The sequence below is a fragment of the Sphingobacterium sp. UBA6317 genome, assembly GCF_002440385.1.
GTDB lineage: Bacteria > Bacteroidota > Bacteroidia > Sphingobacteriales > Sphingobacteriaceae > Sphingobacterium > Sphingobacterium multivorum.
Window position 1 is genome coordinate 147758 of record NZ_DJTD01000067.1, and the last position, 17636, is coordinate 165393.

A 17636-nucleotide genomic window follows, 5' to 3' on the forward strand; every position below is an offset into this window, starting at 1 on the left:
ACGACCTTTTCTATGTGAAATTTGTAGCACTATGGTCTAGGAGAATCAAATTTGATCTGAAGATCAAGAATTTCTCTCTTATTCGTTGTTTGTGCCCAGTCAAAATTTAATGTAAATGTTTTTGTTGCAGGATCATATTTATTGACCTTCCCCGCAATATTTCTTAATGTCGGTGCACCTAAAGCAAACATAGTGACTTCATTAGTAGCAGGGTTAATTGTCGCCCGCAAGTTGTCGATACCAGCAATACCAGAAGTACCACCTGCCCATCTCATATTTGTAATTTCGACAGTGTTTCCATCTATTGATTTAAGCGTAACCTTTGGATTACCAGCCAAACTTCCGTTCAATGCATCACCAATATTTAAAGCACCGCCGGTATAACGTTGTACAAGCCCTTTTTCAACGGTGTAAACACCGTCATATAAGTTTTTCGGTACAACACCTAAGACTATTGCTCCAAAATTACCAGAGATTGTCCCCTCACTTACAGATTTGATTTTTAATCCCAAAGCATAGCTTTCTTTAAAATCGAATTTTTCAGGAAAAAACTTGATGTTTAAGTTTCCAATTTTTTGACCTTTTGGAATTGTAATCTCGTAAGTTGAAACAGTATAATTCGCTGTTTGCAACGGTTGATATTTCGATCCATTCTGTGCATTATAAGCAGTAATTATACTATTATCCAATTCTAGTGTAACTTTAACATCCGCTTTCGGATTATACACCCCTGCTATTTGAACAGGAATTGCAAAATCCGTTGTTGGAACCATATCAAAAGCCTGAATATACAGCGGATATTTACTAGATGTCCCCGAAGATGGCGCTACAAAGTTTTTAAACTCGATGATATTTTCAACATTCCCACCTGCATCGGGACCGATGATTGCATCATCCTTCAAACAACTTGTGAACATAAACGGTAACAACAGTACCGAAATATAATTTATAATCTTTTTCATTTCAAATCAATTTATTTTGCCCAAAACAATTTATCAGTGTATTTATTCACCGTCGGGATATTTGCACCGTTATAACTGAACTCACTTGCTGGATAAGGTAGCCTAGCAAGATTTTTATCAGGAGCGGTCGAGCGTGACTCAGTAGAAATAAAGTTCAACTTACCATTACCAATCACATTTCCACCTGCAATTTTCGGATAACCAATTCTACGGTATTCATTATACGCCTCGTGCCCAAATAAGAAGTTCATTGCTATATATTTCTGTGTCACAATAGCCTCTAATTTTTGGTCTTTTGTTTGTGCTGCAGACCAGTCTGCCAGGTATTTACCTGCATTGGCAGACACGTAACTTGTCAAATAAGTAGCCGCATTTGCACCATTTGATACAACATCGGACTCATTTTTATTTAAATAAGTGAAAGAAGCTTTAATTCCGTTTTCAAAAAATGTTTTCGCATCACCTGAAAGTAATCCTTCAACGACAGCTTCTGCACCAAGAAAATTACCTTCTGCACCAAGCATTAAAGGTTGACCTGCAGATGGTCCTTTAATAACACCATAACCTCTATAGTTTGTTGCACTGATTGTTCCTGAGGCTGGTTTCATAACCCAAGCAGAAGGAGAGATTCCCACTGGCGGATTGTTTGTATTTCCCAACTGGTTTACGTTTGTTGAAATACCATTGGCAAAAAACAAGTTCGCACGTGCTTCATCACTTAATTTAGATCCATCAAAAAAAGCCATTACAAATGGTGTAGGGATAAATTGCGTTCCCCATGTACCTACAGCAGCACCATCAGCACCATATGCCCAGGTATTCCACATTGGATTCTGTTTTCCCGCAATTTTAGTAAATCCAGGTTGTACAATCACATCATCTGTAATTACACCAATAGGATCTATCGTCTTATTTGCAAACGCCGCTTTACTGCCTGCACGCAATACCAACCTTAATTTAAGTGTATTAGCAAATTTAGCCCAAGAGGTATTATCTCCTTTGAAAATGATATCCGATTTTTTAAATACATCAGAAGAAGCATTTGCCTTAAAATACGCCACCGCTCCATCGAGCTTTTTAGCCAAATCGACATAAATATCACTTGCTTTATCGTATTTCGGTGTTAAGAATGCTGCTCCTTGCAGTGCTTCAGAATAAGGAATGTCATTGTAGGTATCTACTAAATTAGCATAGTTGTAGGCCATCAACACTACGGCAGCTTGATTTAAATCCTGATAACCCGCGTTTCCGGAGGTATTTTTAACAACATAATCCAAATCCGTAAGTGTATTATAAACCCCGCTCCATAAACCACCGAACGCACTTGTTGCATAATCGTATGTCAGGATATCTCCCCAACCCGAGACCCCACCAGATGTCGCATAGTATCCTACAAAGCGTGCTCCATAGGTATTAAAACCTGGAACTTGCTGAGCTGTAGCGACCATAGCTTGCGGTAACACCAATTCAGGTGTAGAATAAGTCGGTGAATTTGGGTTAGTATTTATATCTAACGCTTTATTACAGGATTGTAAACCTTGTGTACAAAGTGCAGCTACCAATCCCAACATTATATATTTAATATTTCGTTTCATTTGTAGTAAGATTAAAAAGTTAAACTAACAGAGAATCCAAGGTATCTCGATGGTGGCGTTTGGCTCAAACCAGTTAAACCAATCGCATTTCCGTTTGAAGAACCATTTCCGTCAGAGTATTCTGGATCGGTGTAAACGTTCGTTGCTGGAGTCCATAAGAATAAGTTACGACCTTGCGCACTTACTCGAGCTCTTTTAATTACTTTTTGTCCAGCTAACCAACTTTTAGGAATGTTATAGGTTACTGACATTTCACGAATCTTCCAGAAAGCTGCCGAAGTCACATAAGTTTCATCAATATCCCTTCTTCCGGTTCCCATTGTCCAATAATCTGAACCGCCATCATACACTGTTATATTCGTGTTAGCGACATAAGATTGTGTTGCATCATCCCAATAAGATGAATTAGGGATAACAAAACGCTCTCTATCATAACCGACAGTATTGATTCCTGATCCAGAAAAATCAAAAGTGCTTGCTCCTCTATGATAGATATAATTTCCAGTGCGGTATTCAGCACTCGTATAGAACGTCAGGTCTTTCCAAGATAAGCTAAGATTCAACCCAAGTGTATGCGTAGGCATTGCAGGCCCCATATTGATCAAGCTTTCTGTTTTTGTTGGATACCCCGTATTTTTATCTACAATAATCCGTCCTTGAGGGTCTCTGTTATAACCATAACCCATGATCACTGGAAACTTCTCTCCTGCAATTGCGTATGATCCTGTACTTCCTCCATATGTTCCCAAAGCCAATTGTGTTAGACCTGCTCCTACTGCCTCTACTCTATTATCAATATAGGTAAAGTTACCGCCTACCGTTAAATCCCAATCCTGTGTTCTGATCGGTGTAACCGTCAATTTAGATTCAATCCCCTTACCAGTTGTAATACCTGCATTGACCAGGTAATTGCTGTATCCAGTTGCCCATGAGATGATAGCTGGAACGGTATTATCTGTTGTTCTATTGTTAAAATAGGTTGCATTTGCAGTTATCCGATTATTCCACCATTGTGACTCAAAGCCCAACTCAATTGAGCGAGTCATTTCAGGCTTTAATCCAGGCTGAACAATCTGATTTCCGATTGTAAAACCGCCGACGCCATTATATGGATATCCTGAGCCTTGGCTGAAAGTTGGAACAGTTGCATAAGCTCCAAATGTAGAAGTACTACCTACGTTAACTTGTCCCACTTTTGACCAGTTAGCAATCAGCTTCAAGAAATTTAATGGTTCAAAATCTTTCAATCCGTCAATAGCATCAGTCGCTACAAAAGATAATGCTACACCTGGATAAAAGAACGATCTATGATCTGGATCAAGAATAGAAACCCAGTCATTACGTCCAGTCAGACTCAAGTAAAGATAATTTTTGTACGCAACATCCACTTTTCCAGATAAACCAAATGTACGGGCGAGGTATGAAGATTGACCCGCGCTTGGATTGTTCAATGAGTTCCCAAGATTATAAATATCAGGAATGACCAAGCCACTTACAGAGGCGTTCATACCTGAATATTGATTTTGTAAAAATTGGAAGAGTAAAGTATAATCAAACTTGAAATCACCATTGGTATGTGTCGCATGGGAAATAAAGTCTGTTGCTATATTTGTAGTATAGTTAAATGCATCTGTAACATTACCCGTAATATTATTAGCCTTATAGGAACCATGAAGCCCTGCTGCATAAGGTGTAAATGAATATTTACCCGTCGTATATTTATAAGACTGATTGGCAGTTGTCATACCAACACGGCCTGTAAAATCTAACCATTGTAATGGTTTGAAACTTAAGTCAATGTTCCCCATAAAATAGTCATTACGGATATTCTGACGATTATTAGCAGCCACAAAATATGGGTTATTATAATAAGCATTGTAATAACCGCTAGGGTCAGCAAACGGATTATTTTTCCAGTCTTTATAACTTAATAAAGGGATTTGTCCAGGTTGATTCAAAACTGCATCATAAATGGAAGAATTCGCTGATGTCTGATCATATCGATTTTGTGCATAGTAAGAAGAATACGAAATATTCAACTTATCACTTAATTCTCTAGCCCCATTTACGCGAGCTGAAGCTCTTGTGTATTTATCTCCTGGAACCGTACCTGTAGAATTTAAATACTGACCAGAAAAACGGAATGAGCTTTTATCGAGCTTTGATGCAACAGACAAGTTGGTCATATTAGTAACGCCGGTTTCCCAGAATTTATCTTTATCACCGCTATAAGAATATGGTGTATATTGCGTGCTTCCATCTTGGAGCGGATCGCCAATTAACACATTTGAACCGTCAAATTTAGGTCCATATTGTTGGTTTTCATAAGGTGTGTAAATCTGAACATATTTATCCGCACCAGACCCGAATAACTTCTGCATCTTAGGTAAAAAAACCGAATTTTCAAAAGTTGTTGTGTTATCGATTGTCACTTCTAGGCCTTGGGAAGCAGCACCTTTTTTCGTTTTTATGATCAAGGCACCATTTGATGCTTGTGATCCATAAAGCGCAGCAGCAGAAGCACCATTCAGTACGGTGATATCTTCCACATCATCAGGGTTTAGATTACCCAGCATAGCTGAAGGAGAAATGATATTATCAATAACAATTAAGGCTTGGTTATTACCCGTTAAAGAGCGCATTCCCCGCAATACTACGCGGTAATTGGGATTTACACCACTACCAACTCCTTGTACTGTTAGACCCGCAACTTTTCCAGTAAGGCCGGTCACGATGTTTGTCGGTTTTGCCTTTTGTAGATCATCTGCTTTAATAGTTGTTTGGGTAACACCAATAGAACGACGACTGGCCTGAAGACCCGCACCAGTTACAACGACTTCATCAAGAACAGAAGCATTGTCATTCAGTTGTACGTTATATAAACTTGAACCTTGTGCAACGGTAATTGTTTTGTCTGAATAGCCTACAGAGCGAAAGACTAAAATTTTTCCAGTAGGAACATTAATAGAATAGTTACCGTTTGCGTCGGTTTGTGTGGCTTGGTTAGTGCCTTGAATAACAATAGTAACGCCTGGCAACCCCTCGCCATTTGTACCTGTCACTCTTCCACTAACCTTCTTTTCTTGGGCGAATGCTACCGAAGTTAGGATAGCACCACCCAATAAAAAACTGAGTAGTTTGTGTTTCATATGTTTATGTTTAATTAAGTATGTTTATTTAAATTCTTGGCAATACAGCACCTTGGCTAGCGAATTTTTTACTTCTCAATAATTATTATATGCGATGTTAGTTAGTCATACATCTTTTAAGTCAACAATGTCAGCTGTTAAAAAATGTTAAATACAAATTTATAACTTTTTTTAACTTTTGCAATGCAAGCATAACTTTGTGATAACATTTATTTCATAATAAATCACAAACAACTGATAAACAGGTCATTATTTTTGATGCAATATTAATTAAAGTAACATTGTTTAAACAAACATATTTATTTGTATTTCCCCTCGAACCATGTTATCCATTCACTTATCTTTCATCAAATTCTATTTATTTATAATAATATATTTTCCACTGACGGTAAATCCGACCTTAAAATGAATGATCTCAAACGCTCTATTCATCTGTTCGCTTCAGACTTATAGATAAGGAAATTTTCATTTCATCGCCGTACGACTGTCCTTATGATCTTCAGGGCAAAAACTTATCATCCCTTTTTTCTCATACATCAACACCCCAGCGTCGCGTATTACGGCATAGACCTTTTCCCGATTGGTCCTATAGCAGACAGTCGTACTTATCAACTTGTTCGGTATACATTTCATGTTTTTAACCGCAAATCCATGCCAGCGGCTCATCTGCCAGACAAATTCTTTCAGTGGGACATCTTTGTATTCACGTACAGCATTCGCCCATTGCGAAGCTTGTTCAAAATCCCCGTTCTTTAAATAAAATAGACTATCCCGTTGTACTTTTTCACCTTTAGGTAAATAGGATTTGATAACCACAGCTTCATCCAAACATTGAAGCTCCTTACTTTTGTATGATCTACGATCAGAGACAAGCACCTCTCCATGTGATACCGTTGCCCGCGTAAACTGGGCATAAGATGCTAATTCAAACCTTCCGTAATCACTCGAAATTTTTCCATTGCTAGTTTGTATTACCATCACCCCCCCAAACAGTTGGCTAGGTATGTCTATAAGCACCTCGCCCTCGATAAACAGATGTGTACTATCTCCTCCTTGCGTCAACGGATAACGAAGGGTTGATTGGGCATTTAGCCGGACCCGCATACCATAAGAGAATTCTATAACACATTGCTGACGAGCAGCTGTTCTGATCACGATAGCCGTATCTTTTGTATTTATTTCCCGCCCGCTGGATGATTTATCAAATTCCAATACCCCCTCGGCGGTCTTGGCGAGCGAAATACCGTTTAAATCAAGCAATACTCCGGTTGCATTCGTATCCAATCGAATGATAGATGAATCAGCAAGCATTATTGTACCTGCAGATTCAGACAACGGTATTTCCGTACCAGAGGACATACTAGCACATTCCAGACCGATTTCAGCCATATAATTCCTGTGTTTTAACATGACAATTACAGCCGGTAGCAAAAGAAATAAAACTGCTGCTGCAGCACAACGCCACCATAATTGCCGTTTCTTTTTTTTAGCTAACCGATCTCCCGCAGCCTGGATCTGTTCAAAATCAGGCCGCCACTCGATGGATAATTCGTTTGACCGATTAGTAGACATTTCTTCGATCACCTCGGCAATCATTGCATCAAATTCCTCTTCACTAAAAATTTTCTCCGCTGCTTCTAATTGATCGGATTCTGTAAAACTGATACTCGCGTCCATACGCTTCCTAATCAGTTCCTTTACATATGTTCTGTTGTAAATCATTTCACCTTGTATTAAACAAATAAGCCCATAAGATCTTTCAACTTTTTTCGGATCACCTTCAGTGCCCTAGACAATTTATTTTTCACCGTCTGTTCTGCCATTCCATAGGTTGCCATTAATTCCTTGTTACTCCTACCCTCAAACTTCGATTTAATGACGAGCTCCCGATCCTGGGGAGGTAATTCCTCACAAGCCTCCAAGATCAGCATCTCAAGTTCGTTATAGGCAAATATATCGTCTGCGCATTGACCACTAGCCATGTCCAGGCCATTATCGAGAGAAATCTTATTATATTTTGCCTCATCTCTAATGTAATAAAGAGCTTTATTTTTCGCTACGCGCTGCATCCAATATACGGGTGCTTCTAGCTTCGCGACCAATTGCCTTTTTTCCCAGATTACGATTAATGTCTCATTTAATACATCTTTGACCAGATCGTCATTATCATAAATAAACCGACGGATATACTTTTCCAGACTCCCGCCATAATGCGCAAAAATCTGCTCAAGCGCTGCATTAGGCTGTGAGTCTAATAATTGAAAAAAGTAACGATCGTACGTATTTGTTTCTTTTGCCATTCGTCTACCCTCTCTAATATCATTTTGATAAAATTATAAACTTAAAAATCAGATACTTATAAAAATTACAGCGTATTAGCAGGTACGAACTAGCCTTTATTGCTAGTAGTATATAGAAGAATTAGAAGATTAGATTTTAAATCATTAATAAAACAAAGATAATAAAAGCCATATAACAAACCAAGAAAAATAATTTACAATATACTGATTTACAAATAGTTGAATTCAAAATTCAACCCGATACTCTTATGCTTCTTTTATAGATTAGAAAAGACAGTAACAACAAAAAAAATGAACGCAAGAACAGCACATATCGCAATGGAAAGTATCCGAATCGCATTTATGGTCTTTTGGATCTATGTAGCTATAGACAAGCTCATGGAACCCAGCGCATTCCAAGCTGCTCTTCTCCGGCAACCGTTACCAAGCAGCTGGGCAAAACCTCTTTCTTTGACACTTCCTGCTATTGAGCTCGCTACCGGAATCCTTTTAGCCGGTCGGTATAAAAAAATAGGATTACTGCTATCTATAGCTTTATTATCCTCTTTCAGTGTCTATATTGCATTGGGACTACTCAATCTATATCCGCAGAAACCGTGTGGCTGCGCATCCGTATTTGAAAGTTTGTCGTGGGAATGGCACTTGGTGGTAAATATGGTCCTTTTTACGTTATCCATATTGGGATGGTACTTGACTGGCCCAACCAGCCCCATGGAAAGGCACAAGAAAAGGAACCTATCAATTGGCTTTACCTTTATACCGCCCATTCATTTAGGTATTGTCACACTCTGTCTTTATCACACTTCTCAAATACGCTTTCCGCGAAAATTTGCACTATTCCCGGCTTGGCCGGTATAGAAATAAATTATGACACGTGATGGACAGCCCGTAAAAATCGATCCCGAGGTATAAAACAGACTGAAGCGCCTCGTTAAAGCAAAGATTCAGTCATTAATAAAAAAATTGAGTTTTTTGTGGAGGTAAACTTTTTTTGCTCTTATAAAAAAGGCCTCGGTATGAAAGCAATATCTTTCATCAAAAAGCATGCAACGGTGATGTTAGCCGGAGCTGCAATAATTGGATTCTCCAGCTTCAAGATTGCTGAGAACTATAATAAAGCTGGTTTAATGTGGTACCCTGTAGATTCGTCTGGAAATATCTCCAGTACGGGGAGTACTTCGCCCACGAGCGACTGTAGCGAGGAAGAACTTCCAATTGTCTGTGAAATACAATTGGAATCCAACTCAAATGGCACACCTCCAGCTACGCATATCAATGATACAGAACTGAAAGGAGGTTCTGTCCCATTTAATGATGCAAAATTCCGTAACGAAGATTAATCAATAACGGATAATCAGCTATCTCCCGCCTCGTAATATGTGGGAGATAGCTGATTAGAAATAATTAATTCTGTTCGTACTTACCCAGGTCAACTACAGCTTTTGGAATCGGCATTGCATATCGTTCACTATTCGGTTCCAAGATATAAGTACTGCCTTCAACACTCCTTGTAATTGTTCGCGCAGTTTCTTTATCCAAATTAAGCCGTTTCAGATCCGACCATGCAATACAGCGCAAAAGCAATTCCTTTCTTCTCTCCAAGAGTATCCGCTTCAATAGCTCGGCGTTTGGCAAATCCTTTATAGGTTGAAAGTCCGAGTAACGATTTATCAATAAATGATTGAGGTCCGCCAGACTCTTGTCTGCATCACCCGTTCGCAAATATGATTCGGACCGAATGAGATAAAGTTCATCTTTTGCAAGTCCTGCAAAGTAAACACCAGATCCTATATAAGAACCCTTAAAATTGTAAATACCGTTTTTCAGGTTAAAAAAACCTTTCTTGCGAAGGTCATTGTCTTCATAAGTTTTCAACAGTTCTGCGTTTACATCAATACGAGTATCCGAGATAATCTGCGCATAACTCATGGAAGCATAAAAAATCACTTCGGTATTATTTTCTTTAAATGGGTAGGCCAAGGAAAGATTCAATTTGTTGTAATCCAAAAGTGTTCCGTCAATCTTTATGGCCTCGTCACTATGAACTAAAGCTTCCTTATAGTCTTGCATAATTAGATTAACTCTTGCTAGCATCATAAGTGCCGACTTCTTATTGGGCTGATAAATGTTTTCAGAGTTTTTATCTAATAAGGATACCGCTTCTTCCAAATCCGTCTTAACCAGCATATAAGTTTGTTCTAGCGTTGAACGGTCTAATTTTACATCGAGATCAGTTCCCTCTCTCAATGGCAGACCCCGCTTACTTTTATTCTGTTCGCTGTAAGACATGCAATATACTTGTGCCAATTGAAAGTAAGCCCATGACCGGAAGAATAGTGCCCTGCCGCGAATATTATTAAATTTATTGGTATCGGTGGTTTTATCATTTTTTGACAGGATGTCCAGCGCCAAATTAGCGTAATAGATTTGCTGATAAAAGTTACCCCAGTTTTCCAGCCCAACGTTATCAATAAAAACTTCATCTCGCCAGAGGTAGGCGTTCGCCTGCCATGGAACCAGACTCGACCAATAACTAGGTGGAACCACAAAATCTCCTGCGGCAATATCGCCCAGCGGCGAGGCTCTGCTGGCATTCATGATAGACGTTCTATTAAGAATAGCTTCTGCATCTACAAGGGTGCTCGGTATGACCAATCCTTTGGATGACCGGATCTCCAGCCATTCTTTTTTACATCCCTGCATAAGGATGGAAAAGAAGACGAAGAGTAATGTTAGTGTATTTCTAGCTTTCATGATCTCTGTTCATTTAAGGTTAATAGCTCATTTTAATTCCAAGAGAAAAAATACGTGGTGAAAGGTAATAAGAGGCAGACGGATAATCGGGGTCCAAACCCAGCTTATTTTTGCGCCACAAGATTCCGACATTGTTTAAATACCCATAAATTGATAGATCCTTTATCTTGAAGCGATTATGTAGCAATTTAGACAGCGAATAATCTAGTCTGATATCGCGCAGGCGTATATGATCTCCTTTTTCTGCCAATATCTCAGACTGCGTATACACGATATCTCTGTTCGCAATATTTGCAAAAGGATTTGACGGTACATTTGTCACAGCTTCATCACCCGCTTGCTTCCAACGATTGAGATAATCTTCGTGCATGCCTTTGCCATTTGTCATCAGCAAGCTGTATTCCACTGAATTTCGTCTGAAATAGTATCCTAATTTAAAAGCGATATTGAAACTCAGGGTTAGGTCTTTCCATCTAAAATTATTTCTCCAAGCCCCAGTCCAGATGGGCACACTGCTGCCATGGTTAACAAGGTCATTCATTGATAAACTATTTATATATTTGGTATACTCGGTATTCCTTACGCCATCATTGATCACCAAGGGATTGCCGGTAGTATGATCAAGACCGAACCAAGGCAAGCTATACAGCGCATCCAGTGACTTATCTTTTATTGGACGCTTATCCATACCCGTTGTATAGCCCATTACAGTAATAGTGTTGTCACCATAATAATCGGTCACCCGGTTGCTAGTTTTCGATAACCAAAATTCATTGGACCATTTAATTCTGCTGCCTATTTCTCCATAGCCCAAAGTCAGATCCATTCCAGCAGTTTCCATTTTCGCATAATTACGTTTTAACTTAGCCTGAGAACCTCCATAATACACTGTGGGATCGATAAGATCAATACCGATAAGATCATCCGATTTCTTTCGATAGTAATCCACTGATCCTCTAAATTTTCCTTTGATCCTGAAATCCATTCCCACATTTAACGTCGCCACTTTTTCCCAGCGCAGATTTTGATTACCTGGCGATGTGACCAAGGCCTGCTGTAAATTGGTCGATGAGTTGACACTATATGACACTGTAGGATAGGCAGTCATACTTCGGTCAATATTACCGTTCTTGCCATAGGAAACACGCCATTTCAGTTGCTGAACAACATCGTTTTTAAAGAAATTTTCGTCGCCCATATTCCATGCTAAACCAACAGACCAGAGCGGAATACCCTTTTGGTTGGTATTGACGCCAAACAGATTGGAAGCATCCCAGCGCACACTCCCCGACAACAGGTATTTAGATTTCCAATCATAGCCCAAATTGGCATAATAAGACAGGTATCGATCAATATTTTCTTTAAGCGTACTCATCGGAAAAGGAATTCTTCCGGAAGACTGCGGGCGAAGTGGATAAACCTTAGTATAATCAAGTATCATCTGTGATGTTAACAATTCATCATTATAGCCATACAGTGTGTAATCATCCAGCTTAGTGACCACTTCACGCTGCTCCATGCCTGAAAGAAATACAACACGATGAGATCCAAACTGACGATCGACATCAAGCTGCAGTCTGCCAGACTTAGAGGTCAGTTGCTGCCGGCTCTGACTGAGTATATCTCCATAAGGAAACACCCGGCTCCCATCGGCCTGTGTATAGCGATTAACCAAATTCCGTACATAATAAGCATCCTTTTTCTCCAGATTGCGATAATTGGTCGATGCCATCAATGACTGCAGATTGAGAGACAAGCGTATTCCTTTGACAATTCCATAATTGATCGCTAAAGACCACCTATTCTCATTCATGCCGGAGCGCTTACTTTGAAGATTGAGCTCATCCAATGGTCTATAGTTCCAGTCTAGCAATCCTGAAGTTGGAGCTTCCGCTACATATTCTAAGTTATAATCCCTTAGAACAGGTGCATTTCCGTCCTCCTGCTTCAACGACATATAAGGATAGAGGTAATCAAAATTTCTAAAATCCACCGTGTTAGCCACATTGTTATTTGCAATAAAGCCGTATCCAAAATCAAACTTCAGCTGACTTATCGGATAATAACTGACTGAAGATGAAAAGGTGGTTCTTTTTTGACTATTGCCAATATCATGGAGACGCTGTCCATCCCATCCGCCAGAGAAAAAATAACTGAGATCCGAAGAACCGCCCCGCATATTTACATTGTATTGCTGCAAAAAGGAAGACCTATAAAGGTACCGCTTCGCCTCATCGCGCAGATCTATCTGTGCGGCACTACGTAATCGCTGGTCCAGATCGGTATCGCTAATCTTATTATTCCTATGCTGATATAGCCATGTAACCACCGGCGACAATGGAGATTTGCTCGCATCGCTATACCGTGCATCATATATTCCCTTTTCAAAAAAAACTTTCTCCAAATCAATATAGTCCTTGGCATTAATAAAATCCTTACCATACGTCAAATCCGGTCTAGGAGAAAAAGAATTAACTGCATTTAGGCTGACTGTCAATGGCTGATCTCTCTTTCCTTTTTTTGAAGTCAGCACAATAACACCATTTGAAGCCCTTGCACCCCATATAGACGTCGCAGCCCCATCTTTAAGCACCGTTATTGATTCAATATCGTTAGGGTTGAGCCCATTGATATCACCGTCATACGGAAAATTATCCAATATGATCAAAGGAGAACCATCGGCATAGATTGTATTGGTACCACGAAGGCGCATAGCAGTCCGGTTATTATCGCTGTTCATCTGACCTATTTTTCTTTTGTCGAACTGAAGTGAAGGAGCAATATCTTCCAATCGATCCAGTATCGCCGAAGAAGTATTCCGCTGCAATGTCTTTCTATCGATAAAATCAAAGCTACCTGTAGCACGCTCCTTTGGTAATGAATAATAACCGGTACTGATCTGCACCTCCTCTATCATCACCGATTCGGGCATCAGACTGACCAACACATTTTTCTGTTCACGCTTAATAGCAAGCTTTTTTGCTTTATACCCAATCGATGAAATCCAGACCGTATCGTATGTCTTTAAAGAAAAAACAAAAGCACCTTCGCTGTCCGTTTTTGCCAGTACCAACGAATGATCGGCCTTGATAGTGGCCCCTGCAATACCTTTCTGCGTCTTTTCGTCGACAACTCTCCCTTTAATAGATGATTGACCCTTGGCAGTAAAAAATGTAATTAGAACGAGGAAAGCAAGTATACAATAACGATTAATCATGATCGCCCCTCCTTTCTATCACCAGCATAGGCAAGGCTATTGTATCTCTCTTTATCCCCAGGCCGTAACGTTGCAAAGCAGCATCAACTGCGAAGAGGTTTTTTGTATCAGCGTAAAGATCCATGCTGACATTCCCCGCATAACCAGTAGCATCAGTAACAGGCAATTTATCTTTATAATTATTATCGGCTAGATAGGAAACCAAAGATTGCAGAGGTCTATTGACCAAACTAAAATAGCCCTTGTCAGCTTTTATTTTTCCTGTAGCACCACTCTTACTGTAGCATTTTTTGAAGACAGCTGCATCCCGAATATAGAGACACCAAGCTTCTACCCTGCTTGTCGCAACGTAGGATCGGGCATTAAATTTTAGTTCAAGCAATTTAGCTAGATCCAATTTTAATAGATCTGTCTTCTGTTGTTCGTCCAGCATCTCGTTACTTTTAAGATAATAGCAATATAAATTGGAACTTTTCCAAGCTCTTAATGCATTTTCCTTTTCATACTTCTTTGTATTGATAAGCTCTACCGGCAATTCCATCCAATACCGCGTTGAATCTGCTACGTTCCATATGACCCGATTACGCATCCCTACGAAAGGAATTTCTTTACGATTCGCATAAAGCAAAAGACCTAAAACAGAATGATTGTATAAAGTCAGCGAATATTTTGTATCGAATTTTGCAAAAACACTGTATGGCAAAGACTTAGCAAACACACTACTTAATATCACCTGTCCAATTCTATTTGAGTCTATATCCGGCTTAGATAGATTACGTAGTTCCTCGCGACTTATTTCCGCATTCTTTGGCAGCAATTGAACAGGTTTGTTGTGCACCAATTTATTTATATTGGCAACGGAAGTGAGGTTTCCATCTGTAATATAGGCTACCCGACCATCTTTGATCCAGATCTGATGAGGGACGCTTACATGGGGAAAATATTTTCTCAGGAGAGAATCTGCGTAGATGGAAGAAAAACCAATATTATTCTGTTGTAGTATCCGGCCTGCTGCATGTGCATCGTTTATGGTAACGGGTATGACTACCGCATTAGTATCTATCAGTGTTTGACTGGCCGATAACTCTTTCAGTTTACGAATGCATGGTGCACACCATACTGTCCAGAAATCCAGAATAAGAAGTTTCTTGCCGCGATACTTCTGCAATGTTATTGTTTTTTCAACTTTAGTGTGATCGATAGTCTTCAATGGCATATTCCATAATTGATTTTCAATAATGCTCCCTACTTCCAGCGATTTGATTGAAAGCCCATCGGCCCCGCTGTCCTTGCGGGGCGTCTGAGCTGATAAACTAAACATAGAAACAAAACATAAAAACATCCATGTTAAAACCATGCGATACGCACGCTTATAATATGCAACGAATAAAAAGCATTTTAAAGCCCGCTGAACAACTAAGCCTATTGATCCAAGCAAAGTATTGGCTCGAAACTCCAAAGCCTTACAGATCGACTTAAAGAACCTTAAAAAAGATCGTTCAGATTCTACTCCATAAGTCAATCTAGACTCTCCCACCTGCTGAAAAGCTTGCTTTTGTTGGGTGGTACTTGTGCAATCGTTTAGTTGTCCTTGTGTATAACAAGGGCTTAGCAAGGGTGAACCTAGGGTCGCGCTATAGTCAAGCTTGTGTGTTTCTTGTGCGAACGTATAGTCAACCGTTAAATAACCAATAACTACCGAATTTCTACGTTTCATCGGATTTTCATCGGGTCGGCATCGGGTTTTGATCGGTGTGGCCCGATGAAATCCCGATGAAAACTCGATGCCAATAGCATGAAAGGCAGAAGCTGGGGCGAAGTTGGGCAGACAAAAGTCCGAAGAAGCCTCCATCTTTATTAGGTTTTGAAAGTCGCTCGTGTAGCGCTTTTTTAGCAGGATCGAAGTACCTTTAAAGTACGTTTTTCCTTGTCTAATTTTCTTGCGCAACAGATGTGTAAATAGTACTATATCTGTGCTTAAGTACTGCTTGACAGGTACTTGAAAGATATAGGTTATATAGGCCTTTAAAAAGGTTATTAATTTTAGGGTATTCATCATTTTTTTGTTAGTGGTTACTTCGATAACCGACCGAAAAACTCAGCGACCTTTCTGCTCAACTCTAGCTCTTTTCCGATGCGCTCTTTTGCTTCTGCAGACAGCTGTACTGTACTCAGGTCTATATGGTGATGATTGGCGATACAATAAGCAATCAATACGCGATACAAGGCAGTTGCAAATTCTTGTATTTCCTCATCTTTCAGAAGCCTATTTTTCTTCACGTCACCATCAACATAAGCAATTAATAGTTCCGAAGTATTAGCAGATACAGTCTCCAGCGCATAGTGATTCCAGAATGTCTCAATCTCCTTTATAGGGTCATAATCGAGGCAATGGACATCATAAATCATACGATCAAAAGCAAATTGTAGCGCTAAAATCCTGTTCATTTTTCAGTAGATAAATCATAACCGAAAGTACATAGCATGCCCCTTCCGATCGAAATCAGCTTTTTATTGGGAGCCTGATGTTACTCAGTTCACATTAGTAATAATTAATTCATTCTGGGAGCCAGAGCGCGTTTGATTGAGGGATCACAAAGGTGTATAATATTGGCGTTACGCGTTCCATGGCGAGAGAAGCCAAATCTTATTTGGCCAAACCAGCCGAGCTACTCGGGGGCAGTGATGATGTTTTTTGATCTTTGTTTTTTGTTCATAACTCGTTTATTGGTAACGAGTCTTGTCGGTAGGTTTCCTAATGATAAATGTGGGGCTACAAACCGTACCTGAAATAAAGTTCTCACGCCTTACACAACACGGATTTACAGTAGCGCCCACATCTATCTTACATGCAAATATAGCATAAAAGTATAGACGTGGGTATTTAAACTACTGCCTTGCGTTGTGGCGTGAGAAATTACAGGCGCAAGACTCTTGATTTAAACACCTAAACTATAGATGACTGATCTAATATCTTTCTAAAACAAAGATAATAAAATAGAATTTAAAAATCAAATTATTTAAGACATAAAGCATAAGGATATCTTATTACTTCCTTTATTTATGGCTACAAATATTTGGTTTTTATTTCCTATAGAGCTTTATTTGATTATACAGGTAAGACGTATAAGATTAGATTTAAATATCGTTGCAGAAGAGCTTTCAAACTTTTTAAAGAAAGGAGAGAAATATATTGGACATATTGAAAGTCGTGCACATAACTCAAAATACAATGATGAGATTTTGAGTGAAATTGCTATATACTTTTCTCAAATTGCAAAAATGAGGCAACAAGAACTTAAGGATTCAGGAGATAGCTCTATCATCAAAACAGATTACAGGATATATGACTTCTATCCCGCAGAAATTTTATCTAATGATAAAGTTCTCAAAGAAGTTCCTCCTATCCCACCTGGTGCGGGTCCAGCGCCTACCCTAAATGCGTTAATGGAAGACCAAACTTTTTTCAGAAAAGCAAAGACCCTAAATGAAATTGTGATTAAAGCCAATGAAGTCCAAAATCAAAATTGGGAAGCAAAAGACTTTACCCGTCCATTAGAACGCGCTGTAAAGGGCAACGGTAAAAGACTCAAAATAGTGCTTAAAGGAGACCTTAATACATACATCCTTGTCAGTAAACACAAAAAGGATTAGTATCT

The 17636-nt window shown here is 39.3% G+C and carries 12 protein-coding genes; 3 read left to right on the top strand and 9 right to left on the bottom strand.

All coding sequences use genetic code 11. The features are described 5' to 3' along the window. Positions 1-29: 29 nt before the first annotated feature. From B3E92_RS22240 to B3E92_RS22260, 5 genes are all read right to left on the bottom strand, one after another. Positions 30-962: a DUF1735 domain-containing protein gene (locus B3E92_RS22240; RefSeq protein WP_159332777.1), complete on the bottom strand. Its 933-nt coding sequence runs from the start codon at positions 960-962 to the stop codon at positions 30-32. 11 nt (positions 963-973) lie between these two features. Beyond that, positions 974-2557: a SusD/RagB family nutrient-binding outer membrane lipoprotein gene (locus B3E92_RS22245; RefSeq protein ID WP_159729811.1), complete on the bottom strand. Its 1584-nt coding sequence runs from the start codon at positions 2555-2557 to the stop codon at positions 974-976. Positions 2558-2568: 11 nt separating this feature from the next. Next, a complete protein-coding gene (locus tag B3E92_RS22250; RefSeq protein ID WP_159332775.1) occupies positions 2569-5706 on the bottom strand; it encodes a SusC/RagA family TonB-linked outer membrane protein in 3138 nt (1045 codons plus the stop codon). Positions 5707-6171: 465 nt separating this feature from the next. Further along, positions 6172-7428 (bottom strand): FecR family protein, encoded by a 1257-nt coding sequence (locus B3E92_RS22255; RefSeq protein ID WP_286898407.1) that lies wholly within the window; start codon positions 7426-7428, stop codon positions 6172-6174. Positions 7429-7439: 11 nt separating this feature from the next. After that, the gene (locus tag B3E92_RS22260) at positions 7440-8006 is read right to left on the bottom strand and encodes an RNA polymerase sigma factor (protein ID WP_286767047.1); all 567 of its coding nucleotides are present in this window, start codon (positions 8004-8006) and stop codon (positions 7440-7442) included. Positions 8007-8297: 291 nt separating this feature from the next. Here B3E92_RS22260 and B3E92_RS22265 point away from each other — a divergent pair, with 291 nt between their 5' ends. After that, positions 8298-8864, top strand: coding sequence for a MauE/DoxX family redox-associated membrane protein (locus B3E92_RS22265; RefSeq protein WP_286767046.1), 567 nt, complete (start codon positions 8298-8300; stop codon positions 8862-8864). A 158-nt stretch (positions 8865-9022) separates the two neighbouring features. After that, positions 9023-9346, top strand: coding sequence for a hypothetical protein (locus B3E92_RS22270; RefSeq protein WP_145330263.1), 324 nt, complete (start codon positions 9023-9025; stop codon positions 9344-9346). Positions 9347-9410: 64 nt separating this feature from the next. Here the strand turns inward: B3E92_RS22270 and B3E92_RS22275 are convergent, their stop codons facing one another. From B3E92_RS22275 to B3E92_RS22290, 4 genes are read right to left on the bottom strand one after another with little or no spacing between them, the layout of a single operon-like run. Then, positions 9411-10760, bottom strand: coding sequence for a RagB/SusD family nutrient uptake outer membrane protein (locus B3E92_RS22275; RefSeq protein ID WP_145330265.1), 1350 nt, complete (start codon positions 10758-10760; stop codon positions 9411-9413). A gap of 19 nt (positions 10761-10779) precedes the next feature. Then, positions 10780-13977 carry a SusC/RagA family TonB-linked outer membrane protein gene (locus tag B3E92_RS22280; protein WP_286898408.1) on the bottom strand — a complete coding sequence of 1066 codons (3198 nt, stop codon included), beginning with the start codon at positions 13975-13977 and terminating at the stop codon, positions 10780-10782. Then, positions 13970-16036, bottom strand: coding sequence for a TlpA family protein disulfide reductase (locus B3E92_RS22285; protein WP_286898409.1), 2067 nt, complete (start codon positions 16034-16036; stop codon positions 13970-13972). Before B3E92_RS22285 ends, B3E92_RS22280 begins: the two co-directional genes overlap by 8 nt. Before the next feature lie 14 nt (positions 16037-16050). Beyond that, on the bottom strand, positions 16051-16425 hold the full coding sequence (locus B3E92_RS22290; protein WP_145330271.1) for a hypothetical protein: 375 nt from the start codon (positions 16423-16425) through the stop codon (positions 16051-16053). 615 nt (positions 16426-17040) lie between these two features. On the opposite strand from B3E92_RS22290, the gene B3E92_RS22295 reads away from it, so the two are divergent. Beyond that, positions 17041-17631 carry a hypothetical protein gene (locus B3E92_RS22295; protein WP_145330273.1) on the top strand — a complete coding sequence of 197 codons (591 nt, stop codon included), beginning with the start codon at positions 17041-17043 and terminating at the stop codon, positions 17629-17631. Positions 17632-17636 lie beyond the last annotated feature (5 nt).

Bases quoted from the DNA above. Each gene is read 5' to 3' on its own strand.
- B3E92_RS22240 (WP_159332777.1), bottom strand. From the start codon at position 962: ATGAAAAAGATTATAAATTATATTTCGGTACTGTTGTTACCGTTTATG.
- B3E92_RS22245 (WP_159729811.1), bottom strand. From the start codon at position 2,557: ATGAAACGAAATATTAAATATATAATGTTGGGATTGGTAGCTGCACTT.
- B3E92_RS22250 (WP_159332775.1), bottom strand. From the start codon at position 5,706: ATGAAACACAAACTACTCAGTTTTTTATTGGGTGGTGCTATCCTAACT.
- B3E92_RS22255 (WP_286898407.1), bottom strand. From the start codon at position 7,428: ATGATTTACAACAGAACATATGTAAAGGAACTGATTAGGAAGCGTATG.
- B3E92_RS22260 (WP_286767047.1), bottom strand. From the start codon at position 8,006: ATGGCAAAAGAAACAAATACGTACGATCGTTACTTTTTTCAATTATTA.
- B3E92_RS22265 (WP_286767046.1), top strand. From the start codon at position 8,298: ATGAACGCAAGAACAGCACATATCGCAATGGAAAGTATCCGAATCGCA.
- B3E92_RS22270 (WP_145330263.1), top strand. From the start codon at position 9,023: ATGAAAGCAATATCTTTCATCAAAAAGCATGCAACGGTGATGTTAGCC.
- B3E92_RS22275 (WP_145330265.1), bottom strand. From the start codon at position 10,760: ATGAAAGCTAGAAATACACTAACATTACTCTTCGTCTTCTTTTCCATC.
- B3E92_RS22280 (WP_286898408.1), bottom strand. From the start codon at position 13,977: ATGATTAATCGTTATTGTATACTTGCTTTCCTCGTTCTAATTACATTT.
- B3E92_RS22285 (WP_286898409.1), bottom strand. From the start codon at position 16,036: ATGATGAATACCCTAAAATTAATAACCTTTTTAAAGGCCTATATAACC.
- B3E92_RS22290 (WP_145330271.1), bottom strand. From the start codon at position 16,425: ATGAACAGGATTTTAGCGCTACAATTTGCTTTTGATCGTATGATTTAT.
- B3E92_RS22295 (WP_145330273.1), top strand. From the start codon at position 17,041: ATGGCTACAAATATTTGGTTTTTATTTCCTATAGAGCTTTATTTGATT.